The 18,073-nt window shown below is 62.1% G+C and carries 14 protein-coding genes; 12 read left to right on the forward strand and 2 right to left on the reverse strand.

What is annotated here, in order from left to right; genetic code table 11:
- Nucleotides 1-297 precede the first annotated feature (297 nt).
- The 4 genes from EP30_RS08335 to EP30_RS08350 all read left to right on the forward strand — a co-directional run bounded on the left by EP30_RS08335 (nucleotide 298) and on the right by EP30_RS08350 (nucleotide 6,054).
- Nucleotides 298-1,974, forward strand: coding sequence for a DEAD/DEAH box helicase (locus EP30_RS08335; protein WP_140557793.1), 1,677 nt, complete (start codon nucleotides 298-300; stop codon nucleotides 1,972-1,974).
- A gap of 390 nt (nucleotides 1,975-2,364) precedes the next feature.
- The gene (locus tag EP30_RS08340) at nucleotides 2,365-3,126 is read left to right on the forward strand and encodes an ABC transporter ATP-binding protein (RefSeq protein WP_140557760.1); all 762 of its coding nucleotides are present in this window, start codon (nucleotides 2,365-2,367) and stop codon (nucleotides 3,124-3,126) included.
- Nucleotides 3,127-3,279: 153 nt separating this feature from the next.
- Entirely contained in the window at nucleotides 3,280-4,503 is a 1,224-nt protein-coding gene (locus EP30_RS08345) for a COG1361 S-layer family protein (protein WP_375137749.1), read from the forward strand.
- A 12-nt stretch (nucleotides 4,504-4,515) separates the two neighbouring features.
- Complete coding sequence (locus tag EP30_RS08350) at nucleotides 4,516-6,054, forward strand: ABC transporter permease (protein WP_140557763.1); 1,539 nt, start codon at nucleotides 4,516-4,518, stop codon at nucleotides 6,052-6,054.
- 9 nt (nucleotides 6,055-6,063) lie between these two features.
- Here EP30_RS08350 and EP30_RS08355 read toward each other — a convergent pair whose 3' ends face one another.
- Nucleotides 6,064-8,001, reverse strand: a complete 1,938-nt coding sequence (locus EP30_RS08355; RefSeq protein ID WP_140557765.1) for a 1-deoxy-D-xylulose-5-phosphate synthase — start codon at nucleotides 7,999-8,001, stop codon at nucleotides 6,064-6,066.
- 332 nt (nucleotides 8,002-8,333) lie between these two features.
- On the opposite strand from EP30_RS08355, the gene EP30_RS08360 reads away from it, so the two are divergent.
- From EP30_RS08360 to purK, 4 genes are all read left to right on the forward strand, one after another.
- Nucleotides 8,334-9,323, forward strand: coding sequence for a zinc-binding dehydrogenase (locus EP30_RS08360; RefSeq protein ID WP_140557768.1), 990 nt, complete (start codon nucleotides 8,334-8,336; stop codon nucleotides 9,321-9,323).
- A gap of 401 nt (nucleotides 9,324-9,724) precedes the next feature.
- Entirely contained in the window at nucleotides 9,725-10,777 is a 1,053-nt protein-coding gene (locus EP30_RS08365; protein ID WP_181160848.1) for an ATP-binding cassette domain-containing protein, read from the forward strand.
- Nucleotides 10,778-10,894: 117 nt separating this feature from the next.
- Complete coding sequence (gene purE, locus EP30_RS08370; RefSeq protein ID WP_093959957.1) at nucleotides 10,895-11,392, forward strand: 5-(carboxyamino)imidazole ribonucleotide mutase; 498 nt, start codon at nucleotides 10,895-10,897, stop codon at nucleotides 11,390-11,392.
- Nucleotides 11,376-12,545, forward strand: coding sequence for a 5-(carboxyamino)imidazole ribonucleotide synthase (gene purK, locus EP30_RS08375; RefSeq protein ID WP_140557773.1), 1,170 nt, complete (start codon nucleotides 11,376-11,378; stop codon nucleotides 12,543-12,545). Before purE ends, purK begins: the two co-directional genes overlap by 17 nt.
- Before the next feature lie 221 nt (nucleotides 12,546-12,766).
- On the opposite strand, the gene EP30_RS08380 is transcribed toward purK, so the two are convergent.
- Nucleotides 12,767-13,090: a hypothetical protein gene (locus EP30_RS08380; protein WP_140557775.1), complete on the reverse strand. Its 324-nt coding sequence runs from the start codon at nucleotides 13,088-13,090 to the stop codon at nucleotides 12,767-12,769.
- A gap of 218 nt (nucleotides 13,091-13,308) precedes the next feature.
- Between EP30_RS08380 and EP30_RS08385 the strand changes: the two genes are divergently transcribed.
- From EP30_RS08385 to EP30_RS08400, 4 genes are all read left to right on the forward strand, one after another.
- Nucleotides 13,309-13,920: a hypothetical protein gene (locus EP30_RS08385; RefSeq protein WP_140557777.1), complete on the forward strand. Its 612-nt coding sequence runs from the start codon at nucleotides 13,309-13,311 to the stop codon at nucleotides 13,918-13,920.
- A 319-nt stretch (nucleotides 13,921-14,239) separates the two neighbouring features.
- Entirely contained in the window at nucleotides 14,240-14,968 is a 729-nt protein-coding gene (locus EP30_RS08390; RefSeq protein ID WP_140557779.1) for a TetR/AcrR family transcriptional regulator, read from the forward strand.
- A 25-nt stretch (nucleotides 14,969-14,993) separates the two neighbouring features.
- A complete protein-coding gene (locus EP30_RS08395; RefSeq protein WP_140557781.1) occupies nucleotides 14,994-17,636 on the forward strand; it encodes a YhgE/Pip domain-containing protein in 2,643 nt (880 codons plus the stop codon).
- Nucleotides 17,636-18,073, forward strand: a 438-nt coding sequence (locus EP30_RS08400; protein ID WP_140557783.1) for a YhgE/Pip domain-containing protein, incomplete at its 3' end; no start/stop codon positions are given. The genes EP30_RS08395 and EP30_RS08400, both read left to right, overlap by 1 nt.

Genomic DNA, 18,073 nt, shown 5'->3' on the forward strand with positions numbered 1-18,073 from the left:
TCCACCGTGTTGTATGAACCCGCAGTGAAAGTATGAAAGTATCGACCTTGGGGTATCATCACTAAGTTTGCACAGGTCGGAGGAACCGGCCTGGATTGTGATGATCCCCAGACATGTCCTATCCGTGTTCATAGTCATGTGGATGACGGCGCATCGTCGGGGGATTCATACCGATTGATTGTCTGCTGATTATTGTTTTGAAAGGCTGCCGTGCCGAACACTACTGTTGTTGACGATGCCATTGTGCCCGATGCCGTTGAATCCGATTCCGTGACCGATATGACCGATACCAACGATATGAACGAATCCGCCGTCGATACCGTGACGGCCGATGATGCCGCCGACGTCGCGGACGACGTCAAGCCCGTCTCCTTCGCCGAACTCGGCGTGCCGAAGCCGCTGGTGCGCGTGCTCGCCGCCGATGGCAAGACCGAGGCGTTCCCCATTCAGGCCGATACGCTGCCTGATTCCTTGGCTGGTCGTGATCTGCTCGGCCGCGGCAGGACCGGTTCGGGCAAGACGCTCGCTTTCTCCATTCCGCTGGTCGCCCGTCTGGCCAAGTATGCCAAGGGCAGAGGCGGCAACAACCGCCGTCATGAGAAGCGTGCCAACGGCAATGTGCCGCATCCGCTGGGTCTGGTGCTGGCCCCCACGCGTGAGCTGGTGAACCAGATCGACGAGGTGATCCAGCCGCTCGCCGCCATGATGGGTATGAACACCGTGACGATCTACGGTGGTGTGAAGCAGGGCCGTCAGGTCGACGGGCTCAACCGTGGTGCCGAGATCGTGGTCGCCTGCCCGGGGCGACTGGAGGATCTGCTCGGTCAGGGTCTGCTGTCGCTGGAGTCCGTGGAGATCACCGTGCTCGACGAGGCCGATGAGATGGCCGACATGGGCTTCCTGCCGTCCGTGACCCGTTTGCTGGAAAAGGTCGATCCCCGCGGACAGCGCATGCTGTTCTCCGCCACGCTCGACCATGGTGTTGATGGGCTGGTCAAGCGGTTCATGCACAACGCCAAGGTGCACGAGGTGGATGACGCCGACGCGCAGGTCGACACCATGACCCACCATCTGTTCGTCGTCTCTCAGGGCAACAAGGCCACGCTGGTCAACAAGCTTGCCGGAGGCAAGGGCAAGCGCATCCTGTTCACGCGTACCAAGTTCCAGGCGCAGAAGCTGGCCGCCAAGCTCGTCAAGTCCGGCATTCCGGCCGTGGACCTGCAGGGCAATCTCAACCAGAACCAGCGCGACCGTCATCTCGCCGCCTTCACAAACGGCGATGTGAACGTGCTCGTGGCCACCGACGTGGCGGCCCGCGGCATCGACGTGAGCGATGTGGAGCTTGTGGTGCAGGTGGATCCTCCGATGGATCCGAAGTCGTTCCTGCACCGTTCCGGCCGTACCGCGCGCGCCGGCGAGTCCGGTGACGTGGTGACGCTGGTGCTACCGAGTCAGGAGCGCGGTGTGCGCGCCACGATGCGTCGTGCCGGCATCCAGGTGAAGTCCACATGGGTCAAGCCCGAGGACCCGGCCGTCAAGGAGCTGGTGGGCGAGTATGCGCCGCTCGTGTTCGGATGGCAGCTCAAGGTTCCGGCCAAGCCGAAGAAGACCACCAGGCATCAGCATCACGGTGGCCGTCGCGGTGCCGCGGAGCGCAATGATCGTAACGAGCGCAACGACGTCAGGCGCGGTGCCGAGAACCGTGGCGGCGGCAAGCGCGGAGCCGTGGCCCGTAACGCCGAGGAGCGCGGCCGTGGTCGTCGCGGCACGGAGGCGCGCTACGCCGACCAGCATGCCACCGAACGCAAGGCCAAGCGTCATCAGGGCAAGCAGCAGAACAGCGGCATGACCGGTGCGCACGGTACTCATGGTTCGCACGGCGGTCGCAATGGACACACCACGTCCCGCGCCGCGCAGGGCTTCCGCAAGTCCCGTAGGAAGGCCGCCCCCTTCCGCGTTTCCCGCGGTCGCTGATCTTGCGATGACTGTGCGCCTTGCGATGACTGCGCACTGAATACACGCTGATCAAGCGCGTCGTTGTTCGCCGGCTTCCCTCCTTCGAGGGGAGCCGGTTTCGTATCTGCCTCCCCGTTCCCGTTCTGGCCGACAACGATGTCGGAAAAATCATTCCGGGGGACTATGGGGGTTCGACATCATTTCACGTATGCTGAAAGCACGCTGTCATTTGCCCGGGAAACCAGTATGCCGTGCCAGACACGGCAAGGGTTGATCCCCATGAGACGTTCGTGGGATCCTTGGCCTTGCACACACAAACGATGATGGCCGGCTACCATCGATGAGGAAGAACCGCCGATCGTAATCAACGCCATGATGCGTACGGTCGTCGGCAGAGGGAGATGATCCATGGACGAACGATCAGAACGATCTGAACAATCCGAACGACGGCAATCCGAACGCCGATCCCGGCCCATCATCGAAGTTCGCAACCTCCGCAAGGAATATCCGGTCGGCGACGAGGTCGTCGTTGCGCTTGAACGCGTGAACCTGAGCATTCCCAAAGGGCAGATCTGCTGCATCTTCGGCGAATCCGGATCCGGCAAAAGTACCCTGCTCAATCAGCTTGCCGGCATGGAGAAACCCACGCGCGGTGGCGTGATGATCGGCGGCGTACCCATATCCAGGCTCGAGGAGCACGAATTGGCCGAATTCCGCCAGAAGCATCTCGGATTCGTATTCCAGTCCTACAATCTGCTCCCCAATCTCACCGCGGTCGAAAACGTGGCCATGCCGCTTATGTTCCGCGGCGTGCCCAAGGCGCAGCGCGAAGCGGCGGCCCGAACCATGCTCAAACGGGTCGGACTCGAACGACGCATGAAGCACTTCCCGTACCAGATGTCGGGCGGTCAGCAGCAGCGCGTCGGCATCGCGCGTGCATTCGTGGCCAAGCCGCAGGTGGTGTTCGCCGACGAGCCCACCGGCAACCTCGACTCAAAAACCAAAACCGACGTGATGGCGATGATGTGCTCGTTTGCGCGGCGTCTCGATCAGACGATCGTGCTGGTTTCGCACGACCCCAACATGGCGTCCTACGCCGACCGCATCGTCACCCTGCTCGACGGACGGATCATCGACGACACCATGAACGATGACGCGATGAACGCCTGACGCCACAACGACAATATTTCAGGAACCGAGACAGAAGGAAACCCCATGACGACCACACCCACCCGCGGCACGCGATCCTGTAGCATGCGATCCACGACGGCAACGGCAACAACTGCGATCACGCCTACGGCACCCACGCCGGCGACCCGTCTGATGGCCGCACTGATCTCGATCGTGCTGGGCCTCACACTGGCCATGTCCTCCGGACTGTCGTTCGGCGTGCAGTCCGCGCTCGCGGACGACACCGCTGATGCCGGCACCGCCACAACCGCCCCCGCCAACGGATCCGGGTCCACACAGACCGTGATCGCCGGTCCCGTACCGAACATCATCATCACCGGGTACACGTACGGCGGCAATTCGGTGGCCGCCGGCGCCACGTTCCCGCTCAACTTCACGTTCCAGAACAAGGGCAAGGTGCGTGTGGAGAACATGGTCGTCACCGTGGACGGCGGCGAGAACTTCACCATCGCCGGCGGCACCAACACGTTCTACTTCGACCGACTGGCCGCGGGCAAGAGCCTCAGCCAGGAGGTGCAGATGCAGGCGGTGAGCGGCGCCAAAAGCGGCGCGCAGGGCATCACTGTGAGCTTCCGCTACGAATACGTGGACCAGGACCAGCGCGGTTCGAACAACGCCGACATCAAACTGTCTGTGCCGGTGAGCCAGCCCGACCGATTCCAGGTGAACGATCCGCAGGTGCCTGAAAGTCTCAACGCGGGCGAGGAATCCACCGTCACCATGGCCTATGTGAACAAGGGCAAGGGGGATATCGCCAATGTGGAGGCCACGGTGGAGGGTGACGGCATCGAGGCGGTGACCAAGACCCAGTATCTCGGCAACGTGGCATCCGGCGCGTCCGGCTCGATCGGCTTCGCCTTCACCCCCACCACCACGGACGATGTGAACGCCAAGTTCACCATTGTCTACGAGGATTCCGACGGGCACCAGCAGACCAAGGAATTCCCGGTGACGCTGAGCGTGCAGGAGGCGCCCGCGCCGGATATCCCCTCCGCCGACGCCGACATGACAACGCAGGAGCAGACGGGGGCCCCGTGGTGGGTGGTCGTCGTGGGCGTGGTGATCGTGATGGCGGTGATCATTGCGATTGTGATGATCCGTCGTCGTAAGAAGCGCAAGAAGAAGGCCAGCGTGGATGAGGCGTGGGACGATTGGGAGAAGGGCGACGGCGACGCCGGCGGTCCATCCGATGGCAACGGACCGTCCGATGGCAACGGCAGCGGCCCGGCTGGCAGTGCAAGTGCGTCCGGTGTGACCGCCGTGCCCAGCGACGACACGGCCGACCTGCCCGCCGTCGCCGCCGTCGCCGACCTGCCCGGCAACGGTTCCGCGTCCGGCGCCCGCCGTCGTCACTGACCGGAGCCGATCATGCGTTTTGACGATATCCTGCGCCTGTGTGCGCAGAACATGTTTCGACGCAAATCGCGGACGATCCTCACCGTACTCGGCGTGATCGTGGGCTGTTGCTCGATCGTGCTCATGATCTCGCTGGGCGCGGGTATCAGCGAGCAGAACAAGGCCATGCTCAAGCAGATGGGCGATCTCAACGTCATCACCGTGTACAGGCCGGGAACGGAATACGGCGGCATGGGATACGGAGCCACGCAGTCGGGAACCTCCGGCGATACGGAGAACGAGGTGAAACTGGACGACGACACGCTGACGTCGTTCAAGCAGCTCCCCGGCGTGGTGGGTGCCACCGGTCAGCTCACGCTCGACTATCGCATCACGATGGCGGCGTCCAACGGCCGGTTCTACACGGACTACGGCGTGATCGAATCAATCGACATGGCCGAACTGAAGAGCATGGGATACGAACTGAAGGAAGGCGAAGCGCCCGTCCGCGACGGCGAGGTGCTCGTCGGCCAGTACTTCGCCTACCAGTTCATGGACAAGTTCCGGCCCGAAGGCAACAACATGCGGCAGCAGCCGTACGACTCCGGCAACGGTCAGGTCAGTCAGTGCGATATGCAGGGCAATTGCGAATTCGTTCCCGCCGACGAGGCGATCAAGCCGTTCTTCGATCCGATGAAAACGGAGATCACGGTCACGATCGGCGGCAATGATTCGGCGGCGGGCGTGTCCGGTTCCGGCGCGATGTCCGGCACATCCGGCTCCGGCTCCGGCTCGTCAGACGGCGGCAACGGCGGTACGGCAAACGGAACGGGCGCGTCCGGCACCGGCAACACGTTCAAACTCAAGGCGACCGGCGTTCTCAAGGAGGACTACAACAAGGGACAGGCCACATCCAACGGCATCCTCATGGACGTGAACCAAGCCAAGGCCATGATCGCCAAGGTGGACAAATCGGCCGCGGTGAAACGCACATCCTACAGTCAGGCACTGGTCAAGGTGAACGACATCTCGCAGGTCGCCGACGTGGAGCAGCAGATCCGCGACATGGGCTTCAGCACCAATTCGTACGAGCAGATGCGCAAGGATCTGGAGCAGCAGTCGCGGTTCATCCAGCTCATGCTCGGCGGCATCGGCGCGGTATCGCTGCTGGTGGCGGCGATCGGCATCACGAACACGATGGTCATGTCGGTGACCGAACGCACTCGCGAGATCGGCATCATGAAGGCGCTCGGCTGCTATGTGCGTGACATCCGCATGATGTTCCTCGGCGAGGCGGGCGCGATCGGATTCCTCGGCGGCTCGATCGGATGCATATTCAGCGGGATCATCTCGTTGGGCATCAATCTGCTCATACTCGGCGGATTCAGTTGGGAGCACGTGAAACAGGCGATCGTGGGCGGCGATGGCGTGATCCGCCTGTCGGTGATCCCGCCGTGGCTGTTCGTGTTCGCGATCCTGTTCTCGATGGCGATCGGCCTGATCTCCGGTTTCGGACCGTCGAACAAGGCCGTGAGCATTCCCGCGCTGGACGCGATCAAGAACGAACAATAGCGATCGGCGTCACAACACGGCCAGCACTGCCTCGGCGATGCGCTGGGGGAGCAGCCGGTAGCGCTCGCGCAGCGCGGACAGCGGGATACGGTCGGTGACCTCCTTGCGGGCACCGAAATTGAGTACGCGCATCGGGATTTTCGTACCGGAGTTCGTGATCGCGTCGGCACGGGTATGACCGCCGTAGTACGACGCGATCTTCGTGCCCCAGCCGCCTTCGAGCTGACCGTCCTCGATGGTCACGACCACCGTGTGCGATACGGCGAGCTGGCCGAGCGTGACCGTGTCGAGCGTGGAGAACTGATGCGGATCGACCACGGTGGCCGTCACCCCATGTGCGTCGAGTTCATGGGCCGTGGCCTCGGCCGTCGGATAGGCGTCGCCCAGACCGATGATCGCCACACGACTGCCGGACCGCGTGACGGTGTATCGCGCCCACGGGTTGCCGAGGGCGGTCGTCGCGGTGATGTCGCGCTCGCCGTAGACATCGTCATACGTGTCTGTCGTAAAACGAACGGACGCGTTGGCATGGTTCACATGATTCGCCGCTGTGCCATCGGAATCATCGTCGTGGCCGAATTTGAATGCATCGGTGAACGACGGATAGCTGCCGGCGCGCTCCGCTGCGAGAATATCGTTGCCGGGCATGCGGATCGCCACGGGACGGTTGGCGGGGCCGGTCGACCAGGCGAGCATGTCGAGCAGTTCACGGCAGCTGGTCGGTGCCAGACAGGTCAGACCGGGCACGTTGCCGAACATCATGATGTCGCCCGCGCCGGAATGCGTGTTGTCGGTGCCGGAAATGCCGCCGCCGAAGATCAGCAGTGTGCCGGGCACCTGATTGAGGGCGAACTCCTGATGGATCTGGTCGTAGGCGCGCTGGAAGAACGTGGCGCTGGTGGCCAGTACGGGGGTGCCGCCAGCCCGCGCGACACCTGCCGCGAACGCCACGGCATGCTCCTCGGTGATGCCGGTGTCGATATAGTGCGATCCCGCCGCGGCACGCCATGCGCGCGTAATGCCGTTCGAGCCTGGCGTGGCGGGGGAGATGACCAGCAGTCCGGGTTCGCTGTCGAATCGGGCGGCCAGCGCGTCCATCGCCATCATGCCATATGTCTTGCGCGCGTTCAGCGGCGCACCGGCCGCGGAATCGGGATTATGCCAGTGATTGCTCTCCACCGACCCCTCATCGGCACCCAATCCCTTGCCCTTGAGCGTGTGGATGTGCATCACGATCGGATGGTCGATGTCCTTCACCTCGGAGAACGCACGGACCAGTGCGGTCACATCGTTGCCACGCTCGACGTATCGGTAGTCGAGTCCCATGGCACGGAACAGATTGCGCTGCGCACGCCCCTGTGAGGCACGCAGCTCGGCGAGATCGTCATACATGCCGCCATGATCCTCGGCGATCGACATCTCATTGTCATTGAGCACGATGATCAGATTGCCGTGGAATTCCCCGGCCTCGTTGAGTCCCTCGAACGCCACGGCGCTGCTGAGCGAACCGTCGCCGATCAGGGCGATCACATTGTTGTCGCCGCCCATGAGATCACGCGCCTTCGCCATGCCGCACGCCAGCGAAATCGACGTGCCGGTATGTCCCAGCACGAACGAATCATGATCGCTCTCCAACGGATTCGTGAATCCGGTCACCTCGCCGAACCTCGTCGGATCGGTGAATGCCTCGCGACGGCCGGTGAGCATCTTGTGCACATAACTCTGATGGGACACGTCGAAGATGATGTGATCGCGCGGCGAATCGAATACGTAATGCAACGCGATCGTGGCCTCCACCAGACCAAGGTTCGAGCCGATATGCCCACCGTGGGCATGGGAGAACGCGATGAGCGCGCCGCGGATCTCATCCGCAAGCTCGGGCAGCTGGTCCACGGCAAGATGCTTCAGATCGTCCGGACCATCGATACCTGCCAGAAAATCGCTCATCCCTGCTGCTCCTCCGCTGCTTGCGCATCGCTCGTCTTCCAAAGGTTCCAAAGGCGAAAGCATAGCCGAACCCATGCGATCGATGCACCTAGCAGCCACAATACCCCCAACATCTCCGTATCCCGCTCATGCCCCGTTGCCGTGCGCGTGCACATATGAGCACACCATGCCATAGTGTGATCACACTAACGGTGCGGCTACGGCGGCGTGGGTGTGTCAGACATGCGTTTTGACGGGCGTCGGCGGCACAATAAATACGGAGGACATGCCTGTCGGAGAGCCTGTGCGGTACGAACCGGAATCCGACGGAACGCCAAACGAAAGGAACGCCAATGAAGGCCGTATACGCGAACGATGTGAATTACGACGACCCGCTGTCCGTACTGGAAGTAGGGGAGCGGCCCGAACCGACGCCGCGAGAGTACTGGTCCACGATCAGCGTGAAATCCGCCACCGTGAACCACCACGATCTGTGGTCGTTGCAGGGCGTGGGACTGTCCGCGGCACAGACCCCGATGATCCTCGGCACCGACGCCGCGGGCATCCTCGACGAGGACATCCCCGTGCGCAAGGGACTCAAGGCGGGCAGCGAAGTCGTGCTCTATACGTTCGTCGGCACCGACGGCAACGGCGTGGCCCCAGGCGAGCGCCGCAGCATCCTGTCCGAGAAGTACGCCGGCACACTCGCCGAGAAAACGCAGGTGCCCAGTGCCAACGTGTTCGCCAAACCCGCGAACCTGAGCTTCGACGAGACCGCCGCGCTCGGCACCAGCTGGCTGACCGCCTACTCGCTCGTGTTCAGTGCGGCCGGCGTGAAGCCCGGCGACACGATTCTCGTGCAGGGTGCGGGCGGCGGTGTCTCCACCGCGGCCATCCAGCTCGCGCATGCGGCCGGACTCGAGGTGTTCGTCACCTCGCGCAGCGAGGACAAGCGTGACCGTGCCGTGGCGTTGGGTGCCGACGCGGCGTTCGAATCCGGGGCCAGACTGCCGCGCAAGGTCGACGCGGTGATCGAATCCGTGGGCGCGGCCACATGGTCGCATTCTGTCAAATCCGTACGCCCCGGCGGCACGATCGCCATCTGCGGCACCACCACCGGCGACCAGCCGGGTGCCGAACTCACCCGCGTGTTCTTCCAGGACATCCGCGTGCAGGGCGTGACCATGGGAACGCGCGACGACTTCGCGCGACTCCTGCGATTCGTCGAACACGCCGACATCCATCCTGCGATCGACTCCACGTACGCGCTCGCCGATGCGCCCGCGGCATTCCGCAAGGTGCTGGACGGCGACGTGTTCGGCAAGGTCGTGCTGCACGTGTGACGTTCGGCGATATTGGTAGGTATGTGTCAGCCGGTATGAGTTGATCGGTGTACGTCGATTGTGGGTGCTGATTGTGTGCGTCGCTTTGGCGCGTCAATTACGAATATTTGATCGGTGCCTACAATCGCCGCTTATATCAATTCCTCTCATGTGCCCACAATCGTTGATATTGCAACGATCCGATGAGGCAAAGCGCGATGGGCCCATCTCAGGTCCGCCACGACATCCCCACATGAGCTGCTGGAAACCGTGCGCGAACTTCACTACCATCGCAATCAGTGAATACGCGTGAAACAAACGTAACGATGGACGCCACCGCAACGGTGGGCCGCATCGCGCGAAACGCAGCGTATGGATATGACGGTATGGACGGAACGAACGGAATGGAAGGGGAACCCCCGATGGTCGACGCGATAGTCTTCTCTTCGGTGACCAAGACGGTGCTGACCGCGGACGGTCCCAAGTCGCTGATCAAGGATGTGAATCTCAACTTCGAGGCCGGCGGCATCTACGGCATCATCGGTCTGGGCGGCGCAGGCAAGACCACGTTGCTCAAACTCGTCGACCACACCCTTACCCCCACTTCCGGCACGATTAGCGTGCTGGGACAGGATCTCGGCGCGCTCGACGATCGCGGACTCGCCGCGGTGCAGGCGCAGATCAGCAAGGTGGGCGTGTTCCCCGACTTCGATCCCGACCGGACCATCCTCGAATCCGTCGCCATCGCCGCCGGCGAGGATCCGGAGGCGCACGAACCCGACGAAAAGGCTCGTGCCAAGGCGTTCCGACTGCTGCGCGAGGTGAGTCTGCGCTCGCAGAAGGATACGTATCCCGCACAGTTGTCCGGTGGTGAACTGCAGCGCGCCGCAGTGGCGAAGGCGTTCGCGTCGGATCCGCGTATCGTGCTGCTCGACGAGGCGACCGCCGCGCAGGATCATCTGGAAAGTCTTGATATTCTGCGGCTCGTGCAGCAGTTCGCCCACGAGTCGAACGTCACTGTGCTGCTTGCCACGCATGAGATCTCCGCGGTCAAGGAGATCTGCGACCATATCGTGGTGCTTGATCGCGGTCTGGTGGTGGAGGAGGGCGTCACGCATGCCGTGCTCGCCGATCCGCAGGCTGCGCAGACTCGCATCTTCACCCAGTCCGCGTCCAGTCTGGGCAAGGTGCAGACCCTGCTCGACGGCCATGATCCGGTGGTGGATCTGCGCCCCGGCCAGAAGCTCATTTCGTTGCGCTACGTGCATGAGGATGTCTCCGAGCCGCTGGTGTCACTGGTCACGCGCAAGTTCGGCATCGATGTGAACATCATGCTCGCCGACGTGCAGATCGTGGGCAAGTATCCGATCGGCGGCATCGTGGCGGTGTTTGAAGGCCCGGAACGCAACATTCGCGACGCGATCGCGTTCCTGCGCTCCAAGAAGGTCCGTGTGGAGGTCCTTGCCGAGAACTGACGGGCGGACAGGCGGATATTCGGCCGGTTGTTCGCGCCGTTTGCAGGGCTCCCCGTTTTCCCCAGTCGTGCGTACAGTGGTATCTGTTCTTACGGGGCCGCGAACGGGAGGTTTGATATGGCCGAAAACACACCATTGGTGGCGGTGGTTATGGGTTCTTCCAGTGACTGGGAGACCATGAAGCACGCTTGCGAGATGCTGGATCAGTTCGGTGTTCCGTACCACAAGCAGGTGATCTCCGCCCACCGTACGCCGGAGCTCATGGCCGACTTCGCCCACTCCGCGCGTGAGAAGGGCTTCCATGTGATCATCGCCGGTGCCGGCGGCGCCGCGCATCTTCCCGGCATGATCGCCGCACAGACCACGCTTCCCGTCATCGGTGTGCCGGTGCGCTCCCATGCCCTGTCCGGCTGGGATTCGCTGCTGTCGATCGTGCAGATGCCCGGTGGCATCCCCGTGGCCACCACGGCCGTGGGCAATTCCGGTGCCACGAACGCCGGCCTGCTGGCCGTGAGCATCCTGTCGACCACCGATGAGCGTCTGGCCAAGGAACTGCAGGAGTACCGCGACGGTCTGAAGAAGAAGGTGGAGGAATCGAATGCCCAGCTTGTCTGAGGAAACCAACGGCGCCGTGAAGATGCTGATGCCGGGCGCGACGATCGGCATCGTCGGCGGCGGCCAGCTCGGTCGCATGATGGCGATCGTGGCGAAGTACCGCGGCTTCCGCATTGGCGTGCTCGATCCGACTCCCGATTGCCCGACCGCGCAGGTGGCCGACTTCCAGGTGGTTGGCGAATACGATGACAAGACCGCCATTCATGATCTGGCGGAGAAGTCCGACGTGCTCACCTACGAATTCGAGAACGTGGACGCCGACGCCATCGATGAGGTGCGCCATCTGGTGGCCGCCCCGCAGGGCACCGATCTGCTGCGCGTGACGCAGGATCGTGTGAACGAGAAGACCTTCATCAACGAGCATGGCACCGAGACCGCCCCGTGGCGTGCGGTCAACGACTTCGACGAGCTCGAGGCCGCCATCGACGACCTGCACTATCCGTGTGTGCTCAAGACCCGTTCCGGCGGCTACGACGGCCATGGCCAGCATGTGCTGAGGAACGACACCGACCTGGAGAAGATCCGTGCCCGCGGCGATCGTGGCGGCGGATTCCCGCCCAGCATCCTCGAGGGATTCGTGGACTTCGCGTTCGAGGCGTCGATCCTCGTCTCCGGCAACGGCAAGGATTACGTGACCTTCCCGATGGTGCGCAACGATCACCGCAACAACATCCTGCACACCACGGTCGCCCCGGCCGACGTCAGCGAGGATCTGCATCGCCAGGCCAAGGAGCTTGCGCTGCGTCTGGCCAAGGGCTTCGAACTGGCCGGCACCCTGGCCATCGAGCTGTTCATCACCAAGGACGGCCGTGTGGTGGTCAACGAGCTTGCGCCCCGTCCGCATAATTCCGGCCACTACACCATCGAGGCGTGCTCGATCGACCAGTTCGACGCGCACATCCGCGGCATCGCCGGCTGGCCGCTGCCCGAACCGAAGCTGCTCAGCCCGGCCGTGATGGTGAACGTGCTTGGCCAGCATGTGGCGCCCAGCCGTGCGCTGATCGCCGACCATCCGGAGTGGAATGTGCACGACTACGGCAAGGCCCAGGTGCGGCACAACCGCAAGATGGGACATATCACCATGCTCACCGACGACCCGGCGCGTACCGTGGCCGAGCTTGAAGCCACCGGTGTGTGGGACGACCTCAAGTAGAAGCTCTTTCCTCTTTCTGGCTTCGATCGCGTTTTTGTACGTGATCGAAGCCGTTTTGGTTAGAATCCGCCGTTTGGGTTAGGGGCCGCTGTATCGTCGTGTTGTCGTGTCGTTGTGCACGGTCCCGGAAATATGAAAAACCCGCGCGAGGATCACAAGATCCCCCACGCGGGCAGGAAGTTCGCTATGAAATTCGGACAGATGGTATAGACGGTGGCGTCTCAGCCACGCTTCTTGACCAGATCTTCGGAATCCTTGTCAAGCGTGGCCATGATGGCGTGCTGTGCGTCCTTCACATAACCGAAACCGCCGGCCTTGGAGAACGCGGCCTTGGCGGCCTCGTCTTCGGAGACGGAACGGGTCACACGGGCGATGGCGACCAGCACGTTCGGCAACTGCGAGTCAGGTGCATCGTTGCCCAGCTCGCCGTAGAACCGGATGGTCTCCACGTCGTCCGGATTGGCGCCATTGGTGGGAGCGGCCTTCAGTGCTTCCACGATGCCGCCGAGATACTGCTTCATTGGATACTCTGTTGGAATGCTCATGGCTCCCATGATAGAAGGCCTCCCATGGTTTGTTAAGCGCGGAACTCCACTGTTTTACCAACGGCAAACCACTGTTCATAGTCCTCGAAATGAGACTATGATCAAAAGGTTGTGAGCTGGCACACGGCAGCCTCAACGGCTGGATCCTCGGACGTGACGAAACGGACATACGGATCGACGGCGTGCGGCGCCTGGTTCTGCGGGTAACACAACACGACGTGGCCAATGAAAAGGGAACGCCGGTGCGTACGCCGCAGTCGGTGTTCTGGGGGAGTGCACAGCTGGAGCTGGCGGATGGCAGCGAAATCGCGCTCGCCAATCTGCCCTACGAGATGGTCAATGTTGATGCCGGACAAGGTATCGGCAGAGATTACGCGGATGGTCGCGTGACCATCCAGGGGCATGAATTCCCGCAGGCGATTCCCACCAGCACGGTGGATCATGGCGAGCCGGGTGACTTGGTTTGGAATCTGGATGCTCTGCTGTCATCGGGGAATTTGGCCTCGGAGCCGGTGCGACTGCGCGCATGCGTAGGCGTGGATGCGTTCCCTGGCGATGAGCACCAGGTCCGCCGGTTCTATGCGGTGCGGGCGGCTGAGGCGTCGGAGTCGGCGAGGTTCATCACCGTTCTGGAGCCATATGAGACCGAACGCCGGGTGCTGCGGGTGAACGCCGATTCCGCGACTTCGGTGGATGTGACTCTGACCGATGGCCGTGTGCAACGAATCTCCCTGCACGAAGGTGCGGAGGATGGTTCTCAGCCTTGGCTGGACTTCGTTGAAACCCTCGACGGCCGCATACTGCGGGAGGATACGAGATTCACAGCTTAATGCCGAAGAACTGGCGGTATTCCAACGAAAATCGTCGTACCGACCAACTGCCTGACCGCTCAATTTGCCGCTCTCTTCGGCGTGTCGCGAAGATTTGCAAGCCGGCGTCAGTGGGCTGACGTCTGTTCTGTGGATCTCCCGCCTGCGTCACGTTGCTGATCTAATGGGTGAGTCTACTTTTTGACAGTTGCATTGTTTATCGACAGTTGTCGAAGAGTGTTTGCTATGATATTGCCGAGACGACGGACCATGCACAACAACGAAGATTCTGGTATTTCGACCAGCGTGGCGTGACGGATCGAATCATTGGAGGTACGGAATGGCAGAGGTGGGCACTCGTACGGGTATCGGCGAATCTGACGAAGGGCAATCCAAGCCCATGGACAGGCGGTCACGCCGCACTCGGGCGATGCTGCAGAATGCATTGGTCAAACTGCTGGAGACCAAGCCGCTCAACAAGATTTCGGTGATGGAGCTCACCCGTCTCGCGGACGTCAACCGGGCGACGTTCTATGTGCATTACACGGACATCTACGCCCTGTTCGATCAGCTCAAACGCGAGCTCATCGACTCGTACAAGGACATCATCGCCCGCCATCGCGGGGAGATCCTCCATGACGACTACGAACCCCTCATCCATGAGATCTTCGAGTTTGCCACGGCCAATGAATCCATGTCCCTGCTGGTGACTGGCAAGTCTGGGGACGCGCTCTCAAGCGATCTCATCACCACGATGGGTGCATACTGCAACGAGCTCATTGATCCGATTTCTGCGTCTCACACAAGCCTGGCGTCCGACAACGGCCGAACCCAGACCGCCGAAACCGTGAGGGACTACCACTTCGTGTATCTGGCGGCCGGGATCGTCGGCGCGCTCAAGGAATGGTACCGGCGCGGACGTAGGGAACCCATTGATCTTGTGGTCAGGATTGCAGCCAACAACACGCATGCGATCGGGCTGGCCATGCTAACCAGAAATATCGACATGTCGCTCTCCGAATCGTCAGTGGTCCACGCATCCGGCGCAGCGGTGACGGCCGGTAGGTGAATTCACGAGGGAATGGACGGATATCATGCATAACGTGTTGCGCGTCTTCATCCGCGATGTGAAGCGGATCTGCGCGGTGCCCTTCGCCGTGTTCATCGTTCTGGCGTCATGCTTCGTGCCGGGACTGTATGCATGGCTCAACATCGCGGCGAACATGGACCCGTATGCGAATACCGGCGACGTGCCGATTGCAGTGGTCAACAACGATGCGGGAACCATGGTGAACGGCTCCGAAATGAATGTGGGCGACCAGACCATGGACGCCTTGAAGGACAACCACGATCTGGGATGGCGCTTCGTGGACGAGACAGCCGCCGTCAACGGCGTGAAATCCGGCGAATACTATGCGGCCATTGTGATCCCGAAGGATTTCAGTGCGGACCTGACCAGCGTGCTGCAGGGGAAGTTCACGCGGCCCGAACTGTCCTACTATGTCAACGAGAAGGTCAACACGCTCGCGCCGCGTGTGACGCAATCCGGCGCCGCGGCCCTTGAGCAGCAGATCAACGAATCGTTCGTCTCCACTGTCAGCGCGACCGTCACGAAGACGCTCTCCGAAGAGGCCGGCAAGATGAACGGCCAGCTCGACGGGACGGCGAACCAGCTGGACGGCAAGCTGAGCGAAGCCCAATCCAGCATCGTGGCGGCCCGCGGCAAAGTAGATGACGCGCAGTCCTCCATCACCGATGCGCGAGCGACAATCACGAGGTCCCGCCAAAGCATGACGGGCATCGCCGGTCGCGCCGACGCCCTTTCCACGAGCGTCAACGACACGGCATCCTCCGTCGACTCCGCACGTACCGGATTGTCGGCGTTCCAACACTCCATGAATACGACCATCGGACAGGTACAGTCCGGGGCCGGCTCCCTTAAGGGCCGCATTAACGGCATGGCGGATACCGTCAACGGCAATGCTGCGGACATCTCCGGCCGTGTCGACGCCTCGCTGTCCACTCTCGAATCCGCGAACGATGCCTTAGGGGATGCGATCGAGGCGATGGAATCCGACCCACAGTTCGCAGACTCGGACGCCCTCGCACAGGCGAAACAGCATCAGAGCGACCTCGCCGCACAGATCGAAGCGATGAGGCAACTGAACAATGGCATCCCCTCGGCGATGCAGGCGGGCGGCAAGAAGCTCTCCGATTCCCTAGACGCATTGAACGGCAAGGCCGACGGGCTCTCCAGCCTGTCCTCGGACGCTTCGAGCAGGATTGACTCCGCCCTCACAGGTGTCTCCACCCAGCTCGTCGGACTGTCCGGAACCGTGGGTGCGACCGCCGAATCGCTTGGTCGCATCGATGCCGATCTCGCACAGCTCGACACGACGCTCGAATCAGCGTCCAAGGTGATGGGGCAGACGGGCAAGGCCCTCGATCGCGTGGGTGCATCGGTGCAACGCACGCAGGCCGATTTCGCCGTCCTCCGTGCGAGCGACGCGTGGGCCGGCGTCAAGGGCCTTGCGCACGTGGACGCCGATCAGGTGTCCTCGTTCCTCGCATCCCCGGTCGGTCTGGAGACCCGCGAGTACTATCCGATGAAGAACTACGGCACCGCCATCGCCCCGTTCTTCACGAACCTGGCATGCTGGGCGGGCGCGTTTGTGGCGCTCACCCTCATACGTAATGACGCCGATTCGGAAGGCATTGACGCGCTCACGCCCAAGCAGGCGTTCCTCGGACGATGGCTGCTACTCATGGTTGTTGCGGTGCTGCAGGGCATCGTCATCGCATCAGGCAACCTCGTCATCGGCATCCAGTGCAACGTGCCATGGGCGTACTATCTGGGCACCATCGTATGCTCGATGACCTACGTATCAATCGCCTACAGTCTGGTCATGATGTTCCGGCACATCGGCATGGCATTGAGCGTGATCTTCCTGATATTGCAGGTGCCGGGCGCGGGCGGTATGTACCCAATCGAGATGATGCCCCACTTCTACCGACTGCTGTACCCGATGCTGCCGTTCACGTATGGCGTCGAGGCGCTGCGCGAATCGATCGGGGGCTTCTATGGCACGGACTTCTGGACGCGCATCTGGCAGACCTCCATGTTCGCCGTGGCGTTCCTGCTCGTGGCGATGCTGTGCCGCCCGGCGCTTGCCAATCTCAATGATCTATTCAACCGCGAACTAGCGGATACCGATCTGGTCAACGCGCAGCGATTGGAGATCGTCAGCTCCGAACGCAACATCATGATCACCGTGCGCAAGATGCTCGCCGATCCGACCTGGGGCGCCGGCGTACGACGCCGGGCGAGGAAGTTCGAGCGGCTGTACCCACATCTGGTGCGCATCGGGTTCCATCTTATCTGGATCATCCCCGTCGTGTTCCTCATCGTCATGATGGTCGTCGGGCCGAGCATCGGATTCCTCGTGGCCTGGCTGGCGATGGTAGTCGTCGTGGACATCGCGCTGATCATCCTCGAATACATCCACCTCCACCTGCCGAGGCAGGCGCATGACAGCACAATGGGCGCCGAAAGCCTGCTTCGCTCCGTAGCGGCCGCCGGGCGCGCCGTGATAGCCGACGGCATCGCAGGAAACGCCGGCGGAAGCGTCGCCCGGCATGCCGCGGGGAACGCCGGCGACGGGGGCAATATCAATGAGGGCGCCGGCGTCGAGGCCAATGCCAACAGGACCAATGCCAACGGAAAGGATGTCCACTGATGAGGAACGTATGGACCATATTCCACACCGACATGCGGCACATCCGCAGCAGCGTGATCGCGCTCATCATCGCCATCGGCCTGATCCTCATGCCGTCGTTCTACGCATGGTTCAACATCTACGCCAACTGGGATCCATACAGCAACACCGGCGGCATGAAGGTCGCCGTCGCCAACTCGGACAAGGGCTATCAGGGCGACCTGCTGCCGGCGAAGGTCAACGTGGGCGATCAGGTCGCCAATGCTCTCAGGGCGAACGACAGCCTCGACTGGACGTTCGTGAGCGAAGATGAGGCCAAAAGCGGCGTGGAATCCGGCGAATACTACGCGGCAATCGTGATTCCCAAGGACTTCAGCACGGACCTGTTCTCCCTGCTGAGCGAGAGGACCGCGGATTCCGGGAAAACGGACAAGACCGAGGTACGGCAGGCTCAGCTC

The organism is Bifidobacterium sp. UTCIF-39, from assembly GCF_006408715.1.
GTDB classification, from domain to species: domain Bacteria; phylum Actinomycetota; class Actinomycetes; order Actinomycetales; family Bifidobacteriaceae; genus Galliscardovia; species Galliscardovia tissieri.

Coding starts and splice junctions, on each gene's coding strand:
- EP30_RS08335 (WP_140557793.1), top strand. CDS start 298: ATGAACGAATCCGCCGTCGATACCGTGACGGCCGATGATGCCGCCGAC.
- EP30_RS08340 (WP_140557760.1), top strand. CDS start 2,365: ATGGACGAACGATCAGAACGATCTGAACAATCCGAACGACGGCAATCC.
- EP30_RS08345 (WP_375137749.1), top strand. CDS start 3,280: ATGGCCGCACTGATCTCGATCGTGCTGGGCCTCACACTGGCCATGTCC.
- EP30_RS08350 (WP_140557763.1), top strand. CDS start 4,516: ATGCGTTTTGACGATATCCTGCGCCTGTGTGCGCAGAACATGTTTCGA.
- EP30_RS08355 (WP_140557765.1), bottom strand. CDS start 8,001: ATGAGCGATTTTCTGGCAGGTATCGATGGTCCGGACGATCTGAAGCAT.
- EP30_RS08360 (WP_140557768.1), top strand. CDS start 8,334: ATGAAGGCCGTATACGCGAACGATGTGAATTACGACGACCCGCTGTCC.
- EP30_RS08365 (WP_181160848.1), top strand. CDS start 9,725: ATGGTCGACGCGATAGTCTTCTCTTCGGTGACCAAGACGGTGCTGACC.
- purE (WP_093959957.1), top strand. CDS start 10,895: ATGGCCGAAAACACACCATTGGTGGCGGTGGTTATGGGTTCTTCCAGT.
- purK (WP_140557773.1), top strand. CDS start 11,376: ATGCCCAGCTTGTCTGAGGAAACCAACGGCGCCGTGAAGATGCTGATG.
- EP30_RS08380 (WP_140557775.1), bottom strand. CDS start 13,090: ATGAGCATTCCAACAGAGTATCCAATGAAGCAGTATCTCGGCGGCATC.
- EP30_RS08390 (WP_140557779.1), top strand. CDS start 14,240: ATGGCAGAGGTGGGCACTCGTACGGGTATCGGCGAATCTGACGAAGGG.
- EP30_RS08395 (WP_140557781.1), top strand. CDS start 14,994: ATGCATAACGTGTTGCGCGTCTTCATCCGCGATGTGAAGCGGATCTGC.